The sequence below is a fragment of the Polynucleobacter sp. genome, assembly GCF_040400325.1.
GTDB lineage: Bacteria > Pseudomonadota > Gammaproteobacteria > Burkholderiales > Burkholderiaceae > Polynucleobacter.
In genome coordinates this window covers 33,919-49,553 of record NZ_JBBAQK010000001.1, presented here as the reverse complement: position 1 = coordinate 49,553, position 15,635 = coordinate 33,919, and the positions used below count along the sequence as shown (strand labels likewise).

The window sequence follows — 15,635 nt, the reverse complement described above, 5'->3', positions numbered from 1 at the left end:
TAACAAACGAGGCTATATTTCATCTACTTGTTTTACTACCCCAACCATTTCGACGTTCATAAATAACAAACAGGATGCCCCAAATCACCACCGAAGCATATGCCCAGATCCAAGAGGATTGGGATTCGCGCGATCCAGAAATATCCAACATCAAACCAAAAATCGCTGGGCCTAATAAACCCCCACCAAAGCCCATAAGAGAGTGTAGCCCCATCGCAGCACCTTTGATATTTTCTTTGGCACTGAGCACTAGGCCTGCAGTCAAAGTAGAAGAATCAGCCATGATAAAAATGGCATGCCCAACGGCTAAAGCAAAGATCAACCACCAAGATTGGCCTGTAGAACAGGCTAAGGCAATCCCCAAAACTGCACTCGTCACCATCACTATACAAATCCATTTTTGCCGACCAATACGAAGTGCGATTTCATTACCGAGAATAGATGAAGGAACACCAAAGAAAGTAATAATGCCAGCTAGAGTCGTTGCAGCTAATAAGAAAGTTTCACCTGTCACTGCAGTACAAAAAGCAAAAAAAGCAACCAGCCAACTTCTTGAGGCAAATAACTCCAAAGAGTGCACGGTGTAACCAAAAATAAATCCAGATGCATTTTTATCTTGTAAAACTAATTTCCATTTATTGACTGGAAAAATATCATGCAGGCGAATATTGATAGGACCTTTCCACTTCTCATGTTGCAAAGGCGGAATCAATAAGAGCACAATTAAAAAAGCACTAAAAGGACCAAGCGCAATAATGCCAAACACATACTGCCAACCAAGTGCACTTAAGATCCAACCAGAACAGAGATAAGAAAAACCAGTTCCAATACCAAAGAAAGCTGTATAAAAAGCAATGTGCCTAGTTAACTCACCAGTCTGAATACGATCAGACAAGATTTTGAGTCCCGGCATATAAGTGCCAGCAAGACCAGCGCCATTAATGGCCATAAAAATCAGGGCAGTCCAAAAATTAAAAGCAAAAAAGGCCATGCCTAGAAGACCAAGAGTAGCGGAAAGACCTCCCACTAAATACACCTTACGAGCATCTACTCGATCAGTCAGCGCAGTTGCTAGAGGTACTGCGAGCATATATCCAAGGAAAAAAGCACTAGCTATCAAACCTGACTCGAGGTTTGATAAGCGCCACTCTTCTTGCAAGGTGGTTAAAACTACTGCGTAGCAAGCAAAACCCAATAAAGCACAGGTTTGTGCAAGAAGCATAAGAGGGGTATAGCTAGCTGATCGAAAGCGCATAAAGACTCAGTGAAAACGTGAAGTCATTCTACTCGCCCCAAGAGGGCCAAACCCGCTACACTATGAAAAACAGCAGGAGACACTATGAAAACCAACACCCTCTTAAAACGCTTTAGTTTGTCCTGTGCAGGTCTAATGCTAGCCATTAGCAGCACACTCGTCTTTGCAGACAACTACCCCTCAAAGCCAATCAAAGCGATTGTTCCCTTTGCTGCTGGTAGCGCAACAGATCAAATTGGACGAGCCTTTGCGGCAAAAATGACTGAATCTTTAGGGCAACCAGTGGTGATTGAAAATCGCCCTGGAGCTAATGGCATGATTGGTGCAGACTTGGTTGCAAAGGCACCAGCCGATGGATATACCCTGCTCTTTGGAACTAATAGTACTAACGCTGCATTAAAGAGCTTAGTGAAAAATCTTCCTTATAACCAAGACACTGCATTTACTCCTATTGGCTATTTTGGCTCAGTCCCTTTAATCGTTGCCATCAATAATGATGTACCAGCAAAATCGCTCAACGGATTTGTTTCTCTTGCAAAAGCAGATCCAGGAAAAATTACCTTTGGCTATGCCAGTACTTCACAACGCGTTTCTTCAGAAATGCTCTCCAGTGTTGCTGGCATCAAAATGACAGGTGTTTCTTATAAGAGCGGTCCAAATGCCATGACCGATCTCATTGGCGGCCAAATCAATATGTTTACCGCCGACTTTGCCGTGACATTGCCACAGGTGCAAGCTGGCAAAATCCGTGGGCTTGCAGTGACTTCATTGAAGCGTTCGCCTGCTATCCCTGAATTACCAACTGTTAACGAAGCTCTTGGTATCAAGGGTTATGAGTTAATCGCATTTTTTGCCGCCTTTGGACCAGCAGGCATGCCTAATGATGCTGTAATAAGACTGAATAAGGCCATAAATGATGCCGCTAAATCTAAAGACTTAGTTGAGCGTTTTTCTGCGATGGGTTTTGAATCACAACCCGGCACACCAGAGGCATTAGGTCAGAAAATTAAACTAGAAACAGCAAAATGGGCCAAGGCTATTAAAGAAGCTGGCATGGAGCCAGAATAAGCCTTATTACTGACTTCGCTTAGGGGAATCCTGAAAGCCATTTGAGCGATACGTTAAGACCAATGTATCGCGATAACCATAATTCTCGCTCGGCTGAATGGGTGTGGACTCGTGAATCATCTTCTCATCATTCATCAGCAATAAGGACCAAGGCTGAGTGAGAGTAAATCGTAAGCCAGCTGATCCTTGGGCATCAAATATTCTCGTTTCTCCGCCTTTGATGCCAAGTCGATCTAGTAAAAAAACTGCTACGAAATCAACACCATCTCGATGAGCTCCCTCAGGGGTTGGTCGACCAATACCATCCGTAGTATCAATCCGAAATTGGTGCGCCTCTATAAACCAAGTATTGACTGGCTTTAGAGCACTTAACATCTGTCCTAAACCAAGTAAGAGTGATTGCCAAGCAGTACTATCTATTAATTGATTTTGAATCGGCTCGAACCAACGCTCAATTCCGCCATGTAAGGCGTTGTAATTAACCGATTGCCAATGCGCACGATGAGGCACTAAGGTAAGCCCACCTTTTTGTATCTCATAACTGGCATGGCGTCGAAAACGATAACGACCACCATCTTTTAGATATGGATCACGGGGGAGACCTTCCCAATATTGAGTTAAGTCTTGCAAGTTTGTCAAAGGGACATGAGCCAGCTCAGCGACAGTTTCTGCCGAAGCTACTACGTAGCCATTCTCACGTAAGCCATGAACCAGTTCTTTTGCAGAAGTTAAAGGAGGATTGAGCGGCGAAATAGTCATAGAGTTACTAATGGTAAAGCTTAATCAAGCTGGGCGCCCGAGGCTTTCACAATTTTCACCCACTTGGCTAGCTCGTCTTTGAGCAAAGCAGCTAATCGATTAGTGGGCACAGGACTTAAATCTAATCCTTGAGCAATCAGCCTCTCCCTGACATCAGACCGTGCCATCACTTTCTCCATTGCAGCCTGATCTTTCATGATCACCTCAGCGCTAACTCCCATGGGAGCAAAAATGGCTACCCATACTTCACCAACACAATCAGGGTATGTTTCTGCGATAGTGGGGATTTCTGGAGCAATACTAGAGCGCTTGGCAGAGCTAATCGCAATCGCTTGTAATTTACCCGCTTTGATGTAATTCAAAGCTGATGGAAGACTAGCAAAAGCTAGAGGCACTTGACCACCTAAAACATCATTGATAGCAGGGGCAACGCCCTTATATGGAATATGCTGCATTTCAATGCCAGCACTAGTGTTGAGCATGGCACCTAGCAAATGACTGATAGTGCCATTACCAGCAGATGCATATGACAGCTCACCTGGTTTTTTCTTAGCGGCAGCCACTACATCTGCCAATGTTTTATAAGGTGCTCCTGGTGGCGTAACTAAAACATAAGGTGTAGCACCGATGTAATACAGGGGTACAAAATCATTAATAGGATCAAATCCCGGATTTTTATAAAGTGCCGGGTTAATCGCTTGAGCACTATTGATCGTCAGCAACAAGGTATAGCCATCTTTCGCAGCGCGTGCTACGCCTTGTGTGCCGATATTTCCGCCAGCACCAGGCCGATTCTCAACTACAACAGAGGCACCAATCGCCTCACCAAATGCAGGAGCTACCATGCGAGCAACAATGTCATTCGTTCCACCAGCAGCCTGAGGTACCACTAGAGAAATTGGTTTATTAGGATAGGGTTGAGCAGCAAGCTGCATTGCTAATAATCCCAATATAGTTCCCATTAAATATTGATAGAGTTTATTTTTCATTTTTTAATACCCTTTATTTCAGCTGATTTAAGCGGTTACGTACGTCTCCAACATGACCCTTCAAGTCATACAATTCTTTAGCGTCTAACCTCGATACCTTGATATTTTCTACACGTTTCTCAATCGCCTCAAGATCTCTAAAATTCTTCTCTCGCAGATCTAGATTATGCGCATTCTTGTCAATTACCTTGAGCTCTTCATAAACTCGCGCTAACTTTAACCGTAACAGTAAGTTATTTGCCGCTGGAAGATAGGAAAAAATAGGGATCAATATAACCAATAAAGGTATCAGGATCTTCATTAAGCGCCCCACCCAAACTGCGGTCCAGAAGGGAAGATGCTGATGGAGCAATGATGGGCCATCCTTAAGATAAATCTCGGCATCGATCTGCAAAGGAAAATCTAAGCCTGTACTTGATGGGAATTCACCTGCTTTTTGCAGACGAGAATAGGATTTCAAAACATCGTAGGAAGCTCCGAGGATGAGAGATACCATAGCAGGGCTAATAGAGTCATGAGCGACCAGAGTGGCCGTGGCGGCAAGTACCTGAATATCTAGACGCGGTAAATCATATTCAATACTCAATAATCCCCTGGGGACCGATACCTTAGATAGGTAAGGTAAGTTGCGAGCATAAGCATCCGCTTGGTCAAGACTCATTAAGCGAATACCAGGTATAGCGAAGAACTGCTGCAAGATGGGTGCTTCAGCTGCGGCCACCAAAAATACTGCGTCAAGCTGTCCACTAGTTAGTTTTTTCACAGCCTCATCAGGCTTTAGCTTTTCAGCATAAATTTCGCTTTCTGATATCCCGCTCAACTTTAATAAAGTCTGACTCAATACTAAGGTGCCGCTCCCTTCATTACCAATAGATACACGCTTGCCTTTTAGCTGACTTAATACTCGTAACGGACCGCCATCACCTTTAAAGGCAGGCTCGCGATACCAGACCCAGATAGGCTCATAAAACATCCCAGCAACTGAAACTAAATTGGGGTATTTGCTGATATCAGCCACACCACCTTGGACCATGGCAAAGCTCACCCCTGACTTAGAGTCGCTTAATAATGCCAAGTTATCTAATGTACCGCCCGTGACCTTCACCTGAAGCTCAACACGCTCCTTGCTGAGGTCTGCCTTTAAACGCTCTCCAAATTGGTAATAGAGCCCCGTAGGAAAGCCTGTAGCCATCTCAATTGTCTTAGGGAGGGGTGGGATCAAGATCCACAACACTGCAAAGAGAATGGCTAGGAGGGATAGAAAACTGAGGGCAATAGCCCAAGGGTTATATAGGTGTTTTTTAAGGGATTGCATGACTATCTCGATTCATTTTTGCATTATGCCCCGAGCTCAGAATTTGATAAAAATTCAATTCCAGTAAATAAATCAAGCTAAGATAAGGCCTTTAAGAACTGCTAGAGAACATCATGAATACAAGCCAAGCAAAAATAGCACTTGTTACTGGCGCCGGCACCGGCATCGGAAAAGCTGCCGCTAAATCACTCCTTCAAGGGGGATTTAATGTTGTCCTCACCGGTCGCAATCTAGAGCGACTCCAAAAGGCGATAGCCGATATTGGTGGCAATGAAAATAACTGTCTGGCAGTTGCTTGCGATGTAGGTAAACCTGAAGAAGTCAAAGCCTTATTTGCTGCTCTAAAAGCTAAATTTTCTCGAATTGATGTCCTGTTTAACAATGCTGGCATGGGCGCCCCTGCTATTCCCATGGAAGACATTACTTATGAGCAATGGATGAATGTAGTGAACGCCAATCTTTGTGGTGCTTTCTTATGTTCACAAGAAGCGATTCGGATGATGAAGGCGCAATCACCCCAAGGTGGCAGAATTATCAATAATGGCTCGATTTCAGCACATGCACCAAGACCAATGTCTGCACCCTACACCTCTACTAAGCATGCGATTAGCGGCTTAACAAAAGCAATTACATTAGATGGTCGTCCATTTAATATTACTTGCGGTCAAATCGATATTGGTAATGCTGCAACTGAGATGACAGAACGCATGGCGAATGGCATTATGCAGGCCGATCAATCAATTAAGGTTGAGCCACGAATGGATGTTGCCCATGTCGGTGAAGCAGTACTTCACATGGCACAGCTCCCCTTAGAGAGCAACATCTTATCAATGACCATTATGGCTTCAAAGATGCCATTTGTTGGTCGTGGCTAAAAATAAGAACTACTGGCGCTCTTGATCTACTAAGAGTCGGACATTCTCTGCTCCAACTTTGATAGTCTTCACTGCAGAAATCAAATCGCCAGTTTCTGGCTTGGCCATTCCTGTCTTCGATATTCTGACTTCAATCGACACCTCAGTCAGCTTTGATAATGGTGCACCTGGATTCATAGCTAAGGCATCGTTGAGTAGAAAACTCATCGGAAATTGAGCTGCGGGTGTTTTAAATACTGCAACAGGCATGCGCTCACCCACTTGACGAGCGATAACCATCACGGTATCGCCTTGCTTTACCTTGGACTTCATATCGCCAGCTAACTCAATCTGACCGCTAATTTCTTTTGCAGAAGAAATAATAGTGGCTTTTGGTTCTAAGCCGCCCTTAGATCGCGCTTCCGCTATCGATCCCTCTATCATCTTTAGCTCCTCCGAATTAGGAGGTAATTGCAAAGCAAGCTTTTCCCAGGTTTGCGCTGCGGAACGATAGTTATTAGCATTAAATGCAGCGGTGCCAGATAACCAAAGCGCCATTAAATTATTAGGATCTAATTTCAGAGCCTGATTAATGAGACTTAACGGTTTGCCTGCAAAATTACCATTGGCATTTGCAGCAAGGGTATCGGCATAGTCGGCTAATAACTGAGGATCAGAATCGACAAAGCTACCTGCACGTTCATATGCTTTAACCGCATCTTGATTACGTCCTAAGATTCGGTATGAGCGTGCGAGCATTACCCACCCTTGCAGATTACTAGGGTCTTTTTCCATCTTGGTGGCAAACTCAGTCACCATTTTCTCAACACCCTCTTGACTGATAGGTGTTTCGGAATCTTTCTGGGCAACACGATATACATCACCAAAAGAAAAATATAAACCAGATGAGATCACCACAATAAAGACGCAGATTCCGATGGCTGTTTTTTTGGTTGATCCTAAAGTAGCGAGATCATCCTCTTCAGTCGTATCCTGAAAGAGTCGCTGACGCATCTCAGCATGGGCAATTTCATAATCAACCTCAGTGATCAAGCTAGTATTGCGCTCGACCTCTAGTTTATCGAGCTCCTCACGATAAATCGCTGCATTCATCTGACGACGAGAGGTAGCCTGTACCTTTGCAGGAAATAAAAAGGGGCGCAATAGCAATAAGAGTACAAGCACCAATAACAAAAAAGCAGATATGAAAAAATTAGTCATTACGCCTATATTTTCTATCTTGATTAAGTAAGGCATCAATCTTTTCATTGTCTTTTTTAGAGAGTGCCGTGCTAGGTATGCTCAGATTCCTGCGACGTAGGTAGCTCAATAAAACGACGATTCCTATAACAAGAATGACAAAGGGTCCAATCCACAGCAACCAAGTAATAGGCTTAACTGGTGGACGATAGAGCACAAAATCACCATAGCGCTCAACCATAAAGGTTCTGATTTGATCGTCGCTTTTCCCCTCTTGAATGAGGGTGCGAATTTCTCTACGAAGATCATTCGCTAAATCTGAACGCGAGCCTGCTAAGGATTCATTTTGGCAAACCAAACAACGCATCTCCTCAGAAATGCTGATTAAACGCTGCTCTAGTACAGGATCTTCTGCAAGTGGAGCGGCGTCTTTGGCAACAGATAAACTAAAGCAAAGAGTGGTTGCAAAGAGAAAGAATAAGGACTTCATGATTTCTTTAACTCACTAACCAAGGGATAAATCTTTTTATTTAATACATCAGTGCTAATAGGACCAATGTGTTTAAAACGAATAATCCCTGCTCGATCGATCACATAAGTTTCTGGCACCCCATACACGCCATAATCGATTCCTACTCGCCCATTTGCATCAAAGGCTGACAGCAGGTAAGGGTTACCTTGATTTGCGAGCATTGCCAAAGCATCATCACGCTTATCTTTGTAATCAAGACCAATCACAGGGGCAATTTGGGACTTAGCCAACTCTACGAGCACCGGATGCTCTTCACGACAGGCAACACACCATGAAGCCCAAACATTCAGAATCCATACTTGCCCCTTCATACTCTCTGGTGAAAACATCTTATTGGTTTGCTCTAGTTGCGCAATCTCAAATGCCGGCGCCGCTTTATTAATTAAAGGGGATGGCACTTCTTGTGGATTGCGATTCAAACCAAGCGCGAGAAAGGCTACCAAGACCCCAAAGATCAATAAAGGAATCAGAAACTTAGACTTCAAGAGGTTTGCTTTCTTAACTTGATGCGATAGCGCTTATCTGAAATTGATAAGACGCCACCTAAAGCCATGAGCAAGCAACCGCCCCAAATCCAATCCACAAATGGCTTGTAGTAGACGCGCACCGCCCAAGACTGATCGCCAAGATCTTCGCCTAATGAAACATAAATATCGCGGGTCAGACCAATATCGATCGCAGCCTCGGTCATCGGCATCGTAGATGTGAAGTAACTCCGCTTTTCAGGATAAAGGGTTGCCTCAGTCACTCCATTTTGACTGAGCAAGAAAGTACCGCGCATCGCATTGTAGTTTGGACCGGGAACTGGTTTTACCGTTTGCAACTGGATCTGATAGCCACCAACGCTGACAGTCTCACCAGCCGACATCCGTACATCCTTTTCTTCTTGATAGGCGCCTACCATGGTTACGCCAATCACAAAGACGGCAATTCCTAAATGAGCAAATTGCATGCCAATAAAAGAGCGAGTTGGCTTACCCGTCTTAGCTTGGCGAATAATCTGTAAACACCCAGAGGCAATCACCCAAAATGCTAACAAGAAACCAAGGCTGGCTAACCAAGTGAACTCACCCATCGTCAAGGGAATGGCGATACCAGCAACAATAGCAATTAATCCTGCGAGCCATAGGCGCTTTAGAACAGTCAAAAGATCGGTATTTTTCCAGTTAGCCCATGGTCCTATCCCCATCAATACTAATAATGGAGCCGTGAGGGGCACAAAGACACTATTGAAGTATGGAGGCCCAACAGAAATCTTACCTAAATGAAGTGCGTCTATTAATAATGGATATAAAGTTCCCAGCAATACCGAGCCCGCTGAAACTACTAAAAACACATTGCCTAGCAAAATGAGTGTCTCACGTGAACTTAAGCTAAATTTGCCGCCCATGGTGCTCTTCGGTGCACGCCATGCATAAAGGGCCAATGACGAGCCAACAACCAAAGATAAAAAGATCAAAATAAAAATACCGCGCTTTGGATCAGTGGCAAAAGCATGTACTGAAGTCAGTACTCCTGAGCGAACTAAAAAAGTCCCCAAGAGGGATAAAGAAAAAGCGGTGATCGCGAGCAATAAAGTCCAGCTTTTAAAGCCACCGCGCTTCTCAGTAACAGCCAAGGAATGTAATAGCGCTGTGCCAACTAACCAAGGAATAAATGAAGCATTTTCTACAGGGTCCCAAAACCACCAACCTCCCCAACCTAATTCGTAATAAGCCCACCAAGATCCTAAGGCAATACCGAGAGTTAGAAAGATCCATGCAGCAGTTGTCCATGGCCTTGACCAGCGTGCCCATGCTGCATCCAAACGACCAGACAATAACGAAGCAATAGCAAATGCAAATGCTACAGAAAAACCAACATACCCCATGTATAGCATCGGCGGATGGAATACTAAACCTGGATCTTGTAGTAGTGGATTTAAAGATCGTCCATCCTGAGCAGCGGGCAATAATCTAGTAAATGGATTGGAAGTAGCAATCACGAATAAAAGCAAACCACTAATGACCAAACCTAAAACTCCAATGACCCTAGAAACCATAAACTCATCGAGCGCCTTAGAAAGCTGTGCAACCAAAATAGTCCAGGTACTTAATAAAAATACCCAGAGTAATAATGAGCCCTCATGGCCTCCCCAAACTGCCCCTAAGCGATACATCATCGGTTGCAGAGAATTAGAATGCTCAGCTACATAAAGTACTGAAAAATCATTGATGTAAAAACTCCATGTTAAGCACAGGAAGGCAATCAATAACAATAGGAAAACTGTTTGCGCTGCAGGTCGTGCCAGTATCAACCACTCACGACGGCCTTGATGGGCCCCCACAAGTGGCAGTATCCCTTGTATGACCGCAATACAGAGCGCCAGAATGAGCGCGTAATGTCCAAACTCAGGAATCACTTAGTACCTCCATTTTTTCGTGCTTGCTCTAATGCATGCTGGGCTTCTGGAGGCATGTAATTTTCATCATGCTTAGCAAGAACTTCGCTCGCAATGAATTGGCCCTTAGAATCCAGTCGGCCTTGAATGACTGCGCCCTTACCTTCTTTAAATAAATCCGGAAGAATTCCAGTATAAAAAACTGGAATATCTTTTACTAAATCAGTAATGACAAAATGAACCGTCAAGCCGTCACGTTTTACTGAATCGTCCTTGACCATGCCACCAATTCGGAATGCCTGTCCTTGTGGTGATTTTCCTGCAGCCACATCGCTTGGCGTGACATACAAAGCAATATTGCTATTGAGCGCATTCAGAATCAAGAGCGCAGCAACACCGATCACCGCTACAGCAGCAACTATTAGTAATGCACGCTTATGTCTAGGCTTCACTAACTACTCTCTTTATCAAAACGCTCTGCTATAAATTGCTGCTTCAATCTACCAATCACTGTCTTATTACGCCTGCGTATCACTATAAGCTCTAGGAATAAGACTAGAGCACAAGCGCCAAAACTGCACCATACGTAAAGTGCATAACCACCCATGGCAAAAAATTCTGAAGGACTATTCCACATTAATGGTTGACCTCGTTTAATTGTCTCACCCAGTCAGTATGGGCCTCACGCTCAAGAATCAGAGTTCGTACTCGCATTAGGCTCACCGCAATGGAATACATCCAGAAACATAAGGTCATCAATAACATACCCCAAAGCATGGTTTGCGCCATAGCAGGTGCCTTAGTTAATGAAACAGATGCACCCTGATGTAAGGTATTCCACCACTTTACCGAGAAATAAATAATAGGGACATTGACTACGCCAACCAGAGCTAATATTGCTCCCGCTTTATCTGCTCTGCGTGGGTTATCAATCGAGGCTTGCAGTGCAATAAATCCCAAATAGAGGAATAACAAAATTAATTCTGAAGTTAGACGAGCATCCCACACCCACCAAGTGCCCCACATTGGCTTACCCCAAAATGCACCTGTCCACAAAGATAGAAAAGCCATCCATGCGCCGACCGGTGCCAGTGCTTGCGCCATCATGGCAGAGAGACGGGTATTGAATATCAAACCAAGACCAGCCCATGCTGCCATCATTAAATAAATCAACATAGACATCCATGATGCAGGTACATGCACAAAGATAATGCGATAGCCTTGACCTTGAACTGCATCAACTGGTGCTACAAAAAAACTCACCCATAAACCAGCAATTCCAGAGATAGCTGTAAGTGCCCAAAAAATAGGAATGAGTTTGCCCGCCACCGGATAAAAGGCGCTTGGGCTGGACAACTTAAACCAATTTATCCAGCGACTATCAGCGGTAGAGAAACTATTCACCTTACTCATTCAATCGCAATCTTTAGGGCAGCAGCGCTTACCCAAGGTACAAATGCTAAAGCCAAAATCAATAAGGCGCCCAGCAGTGAAAAATGACCCGTGATGTCCAGGCCTACACTATTGGCATAAACAGCACCAGCCCCGAAAATAAGGACGGGTACATAAAGTGGCAGGATTAATAAGCTCATCAGCACGCTTCCACCCCGGACTCCCAATGTCAAGGCAGCGCCAATCGAGCCCAGCAAGGATAACACTGGGGTCCCCAGTAGTAAGCTAGCCATTAATACATACAAGGAACTAGCGTCCAAATCAAACTGAATACCAATAATAGGGGCTAATAACACTAGGGGCAAACCACTGACTAACCAGTGCGCCGCAATCTTTCCCGATACTAAAAGCACTAAAGACTGTGGGGTCAAAATGAGCTGTTCCAAAGCGCCATCTAAATAGTCTGCTGCAAACATTCGCTGCAAACCTAATAAAGTCGAAAGTAAAGCTGCCACCCAAAGAACGCCAGGTGCAATCTTGCGCAGCAAAGCCCCATCAGCCCCAATTCCTAAAGGGAAAAGGCTAGTGACTACCACGAAGAAAAAGAGCGCAGTGAGGACCTCACTCTTGCGACGCATGACTAAGAGTAAATCTCGATGAATGATGGCGAAAAAAGCGTTCACAGCTCTAACACCCTCACATAAGGAACCTGAATATCTTGATGACTAGTCAAAACAACTAAGCCGCCAATTTCAAGATGCTCTGCAATTAAATCTTGCAATGCTTTTAAAGCATCAACATCAAGGGCGTTAAAGGGCTCATCCAAAATCCATAATTTGGCATGATGTATTGCCATGCGCGCCATCAGCACCCGACGCTTTTGACCAGCAGATAAATATTGAACTGGCAGATCTTCACGCCCACGTAAGCCAAAGCGCCATAAAGAAGAGAGGGCCTGCTGGTGTGTAATAGAAATATCGTCTAGGGACGCGTACATTTCTAAATTTTCTAAAGCAGTCAGATCTTCTTTCAATGCATCGCGATGACCTAAAAATAACAGTTCACGGTGATATTGCTTAGGATCTTCTTGAATGGAATGATGCTTCCACAAAATCTCCCCTGACTCAGGCTTAGATAAGCCCGTTAGGAGTCGCAATAAGCTGGTTTTACCAACACCATTTGCACCGCGCACATGCAAACACTCACCCGAATTCAATTGCAAATCCAGGTCAGCAAACAACTGTCGTTCGCCACGCACACAGGTCAGCGCTCGCGCTTGAAGTACAAGATCAGACTTACTGGAGGTTGCAGAAATAGTGGCTGTCATGAAAGGTCGTAGGCTTGAATCAAACCACTCCTGGTATTGTCCAAGACCCTACAGGGGCTGTCAAACCAAGCAGAATGGTTTTTTGAGAATATTCTCTTTTAATTCAATCGCTTAGAGAATTATAAACCTTGAAAGGTCAGCAGGGAAAAACTACCGGAAGTCATTTTTCCTCGATCTAGCTCGTAGAACTGCATCAAACACCAACTATTCAGGCTTAATCCCTGATGTTTTAATCAAAGAGAGCCACTGGTCAATCTCCGACTTTAAAAAGCTGACATAAGCTGCCGAACTTGGGGTTGGCACTTCAAAACCGACCGACTCTAGACGCGGCCTAAGATCTGCAATGAAATTACTAATAAAAAAGCCCCGTAGACGGGGCTAAGATCAAAGCATAATGATATAGGGAATCATAATGATTTAGGGAATCATAATGATTGCGCCAGATACCTTTCTACCTTCAGCAGCACGATGCACATCTGCTGCCTGCTCTAAAGAAAACTTGGCGCCAATTTGAACCTTGACATATCCCTTTGCTATTGCATCAAATACCGCACGGGCATTCTCCTGTAAAAGAGCTGGGGTTGCGTTATGAGGAAATACTGATGGTCTTGTCAAGAATAAGCAGCCTTTCTTATTGAGGATTTCTGGCTGAATCTCAGGCGCAGGTCCTGATGCACCACCAAATAAGGCAACGGTTCCAAACGGAGCAGTGCAATCTAAAGATCCCAAAAAGGTATCTTTAGCAACAGAGTCATAAACCACATTAGCCTTTTTGCCACCAGTTGCTTTGATAAATTCTTCAACCCAGTTCGGCTTTGAGTAATCGATCACAGCATCACATCCAGCCTCTTTAGCCGCGGCAAATTTGGTGGGAGATCCAACAGTACCCACAACAAACGCACCTAAGGCTTTTGCCCAGCCAGCCAAAATTTGACCAACACCACCTGCAGCAGCATGTACCAGGACGATATCACCCGCCTTAACCTGATACGTTTTTTGCACAAGGTATTGCGCTGTCATGGCTTTGAAGAAAACTGCTGCTGCTACTTCATCCGAGATCTGATCTGGAACTGGGACCAATTTGTCAGCGGGTACATTACGAGCGCTTGCATACGCACCAATACCAGCATTGATATACATGACACGATCGCCAATTTTAAAATTACTAACGCCCTCACCTAAGGCTTTTACAACACCAACAGCCTCATGACCAAGGCCAGTTGGCAGGTCTAATGGATAGACACCGGAGCGCTGATAGACATCAATAAAATTAAACCCAATAGCAGTTTGGCGAATTTGTACTTCACCCTTTGCAGGTGAAGGCAATTCTTTATCGATCAATTTAATTACATCGGCACTACCTAGTTCAGAAAGACTAACGACTCGAGCTGTTGTCACATGTCACCTTATGATTTTTTATTAAACACTGATTGCAGCTTTTTAAAAGCTACTCCTGTAATACAAAGTCTGAGATACATTTCAGACCCTTGTTTAGCGCTTATAAAAACTCAGCGTCACTTCGCCTAGATATATTCCAAACTTACTCATCTTGGCCTTATTAATCATGACCTTAGGAGTTACAAGATACATCCAGTCATCAAACTGTACATGATAAGTAGTGCCGTCAACCGGCAATGCCAAGGTATAGGCCCAATTTAAGGCATTTCCAGCTGACTCACCCTGGGCATCCCCTATCACATCATCGGCTTTACCAATATATCTACCAGGAGAAACTTCAGTTAACTTCCAAATTCTTTTTTGTTTGCTGCCATCAGAATACTCAAAGCTTTCATCGAGTACACCCACTTTTTTGCCGTCAACTATTGACCATTTAGCCTCAATCAAGACGGTAAATCTTTTGACAACCTCGCCACTACGATCTGTAAATATTCCATAGGCATCAATCGTTCCTGAAAAATACTCACTTAATTCTAGGGTGGGCTTCTCTTTAGCGTAATTAGAAATTTTTGGCCCTGAGCAGGCACTTACCAAGAAGCTTATAAAAATCAGTGTTGCTAATTTATATACATTTGTTTTCATAACTTAACAACCTTCGCTAATGAGTGGGGGTGGACAATGCTGCCCAAGAAGTTCAGTACGCAGTTTAGGTGCGCTAGTTTTAGAATCAAACCAAATTCCAAAAAATGCCTTTGAAAATTCAGTGCCTTTGACTTGAGCAATCTGTTTGCCATCATAAAAAAATAAGGTCCCTTGCTTGGGGGTATAAATGGCTGTCAAACTTTGCCCAGGCTCTACATTAGGGAAGAATGCGGCCATTTCTTTACCCCAAAGAACAGCTTGAGTATCAGGAATGCCCATTTTTTTCATCTCTTCTGCAGTTTTATTGGCAATAGATATTCCTGTAAACGATCTTTGATAGCGTAGATTCAAGGCAAATTCTGGAGAACTGAGACTACCAGCACGATAGAGAGTGGCATCATAAATATCTAAACCCCACCAAGTCAGCTTTCCAGCGCCCTGAAGTCTAGTAGCGCCAAATGCCGAATTAATGTGCGCCGTATCCATCGCAAAGCTTACCGAGCTATGCAAGCAAAACAATGCAC

The 15,635-nt window shown here is 44.1% G+C and carries 18 protein-coding genes; 2 read left to right on the top strand and 16 right to left on the bottom strand.

Going from position 1 to position 15,635, the window contains the following annotated elements:
• Positions 1-19 precede the first annotated feature (19 nt).
• Positions 20-1,222 (bottom strand): MFS transporter, encoded by a 1,203-nt coding sequence (locus ABWP14_RS00280; protein WP_353200981.1) that lies wholly within the window; start codon positions 1,220-1,222, stop codon positions 20-22.
• A 117-nt stretch (positions 1,223-1,339) separates the two neighbouring features.
• On the opposite strand from ABWP14_RS00280, the gene ABWP14_RS00275 reads away from it, so the two are divergent.
• On the top strand, positions 1,340-2,323 hold the full coding sequence (locus tag ABWP14_RS00275; protein WP_353200980.1) for a Bug family tripartite tricarboxylate transporter substrate binding protein: 984 nt from the start codon (positions 1,340-1,342) through the stop codon (positions 2,321-2,323).
• A 6-nt stretch (positions 2,324-2,329) separates the two neighbouring features.
• Here the strand turns inward: ABWP14_RS00275 and ABWP14_RS00270 are convergent, their stop codons facing one another.
• From ABWP14_RS00270 to ABWP14_RS00260, 3 genes are read right to left on the bottom strand one after another with little or no spacing between them, the layout of a single operon-like run.
• Positions 2,330-3,082 (bottom strand): 2OG-Fe dioxygenase family protein, encoded by a 753-nt coding sequence (locus ABWP14_RS00270; protein ID WP_353200979.1) that lies wholly within the window; start codon positions 3,080-3,082, stop codon positions 2,330-2,332.
• Between the two features lie 20 nt (positions 3,083-3,102).
• On the bottom strand, positions 3,103-4,071 hold the full coding sequence (locus ABWP14_RS00265; protein WP_353200978.1) for a Bug family tripartite tricarboxylate transporter substrate binding protein: 969 nt from the start codon (positions 4,069-4,071) through the stop codon (positions 3,103-3,105).
• A gap of 13 nt (positions 4,072-4,084) precedes the next feature.
• Positions 4,085-5,386, bottom strand: a complete 1,302-nt coding sequence (locus ABWP14_RS00260; protein ID WP_353200977.1) for a TAXI family TRAP transporter solute-binding subunit — start codon at positions 5,384-5,386, stop codon at positions 4,085-4,087.
• A 113-nt stretch (positions 5,387-5,499) separates the two neighbouring features.
• Here ABWP14_RS00260 and ABWP14_RS00255 point away from each other — a divergent pair, with 113 nt between their 5' ends.
• On the top strand, positions 5,500-6,261 hold the full coding sequence (locus ABWP14_RS00255) for an SDR family oxidoreductase (protein WP_353200976.1): 762 nt from the start codon (positions 5,500-5,502) through the stop codon (positions 6,259-6,261).
• Between the two features lie 9 nt (positions 6,262-6,270).
• On the opposite strand, the gene ccmI is transcribed toward ABWP14_RS00255, so the two are convergent.
• The 12 genes from ccmI to ABWP14_RS00195 form a co-directional block, all read right to left on the bottom strand.
• Positions 6,271-7,461 (bottom strand): c-type cytochrome biogenesis protein CcmI, encoded by a 1,191-nt coding sequence (ccmI, locus tag ABWP14_RS00250; RefSeq protein ID WP_353200975.1) that lies wholly within the window; start codon positions 7,459-7,461, stop codon positions 6,271-6,273.
• Positions 7,454-7,930, bottom strand: a complete 477-nt coding sequence (locus ABWP14_RS00245) for a cytochrome c-type biogenesis protein (RefSeq protein WP_353200974.1) — start codon at positions 7,928-7,930, stop codon at positions 7,454-7,456. Before ABWP14_RS00245 ends, ccmI begins: the two co-directional genes overlap by 8 nt.
• Entirely contained in the window at positions 7,927-8,457 is a 531-nt protein-coding gene (locus ABWP14_RS00240) for a DsbE family thiol:disulfide interchange protein (RefSeq protein WP_353200973.1), read from the bottom strand. Before ABWP14_RS00240 ends, ABWP14_RS00245 begins: the two co-directional genes overlap by 4 nt.
• Positions 8,454-10,373 carry a heme lyase CcmF/NrfE family subunit gene (locus ABWP14_RS00235; protein ID WP_353200972.1) on the bottom strand — a complete coding sequence of 640 codons (1,920 nt, stop codon included), beginning with the start codon at positions 10,371-10,373 and terminating at the stop codon, positions 8,454-8,456. Before ABWP14_RS00235 ends, ABWP14_RS00240 begins: the two co-directional genes overlap by 4 nt.
• Complete coding sequence (gene ccmE, locus ABWP14_RS00230; RefSeq protein WP_353200971.1) at positions 10,370-10,804, bottom strand: cytochrome c maturation protein CcmE; 435 nt, start codon at positions 10,802-10,804, stop codon at positions 10,370-10,372. Before ccmE ends, ABWP14_RS00235 begins: the two co-directional genes overlap by 4 nt.
• Entirely contained in the window at positions 10,804-10,989 is a 186-nt protein-coding gene (gene ccmD / locus ABWP14_RS00225) for a heme exporter protein CcmD (RefSeq protein WP_353200970.1), read from the bottom strand. Before ccmD ends, ccmE begins: the two co-directional genes overlap by 1 nt.
• Positions 10,989-11,765: a heme ABC transporter permease gene (locus tag ABWP14_RS00220; RefSeq protein WP_353200969.1), complete on the bottom strand. Its 777-nt coding sequence runs from the start codon at positions 11,763-11,765 to the stop codon at positions 10,989-10,991. The genes ccmD and ABWP14_RS00220 overlap by 1 nt, the downstream gene beginning before the upstream one ends.
• Positions 11,762-12,427, bottom strand: coding sequence for a heme exporter protein CcmB (gene ccmB / locus ABWP14_RS00215; RefSeq protein ID WP_353200968.1), 666 nt, complete (start codon positions 12,425-12,427; stop codon positions 11,762-11,764). The genes ABWP14_RS00220 and ccmB overlap by 4 nt, the downstream gene beginning before the upstream one ends.
• Positions 12,424-13,071 (bottom strand): cytochrome c biogenesis heme-transporting ATPase CcmA, encoded by a 648-nt coding sequence (gene ccmA / locus ABWP14_RS00210; protein ID WP_353200967.1) that lies wholly within the window; start codon positions 13,069-13,071, stop codon positions 12,424-12,426. Before ccmA ends, ccmB begins: the two co-directional genes overlap by 4 nt.
• 417 nt (positions 13,072-13,488) lie before the next feature.
• Positions 13,489-14,469, bottom strand: a complete 981-nt coding sequence (locus ABWP14_RS00205; protein WP_353200966.1) for a quinone oxidoreductase family protein — start codon at positions 14,467-14,469, stop codon at positions 13,489-13,491.
• Positions 14,470-14,562: 93 nt separating this feature from the next.
• Positions 14,563-15,111 (bottom strand): DUF3833 domain-containing protein, encoded by a 549-nt coding sequence (locus ABWP14_RS00200; protein ID WP_353200965.1) that lies wholly within the window; start codon positions 15,109-15,111, stop codon positions 14,563-14,565.
• 3 nt (positions 15,112-15,114) lie between these two features.
• The gene (locus ABWP14_RS00195) at positions 15,115-15,597 is read right to left on the bottom strand and encodes a chalcone isomerase family protein (RefSeq protein WP_353200964.1); all 483 of its coding nucleotides are present in this window, start codon (positions 15,595-15,597) and stop codon (positions 15,115-15,117) included.
• Between the last annotated feature and the right edge of the window lie 38 nt (positions 15,598-15,635).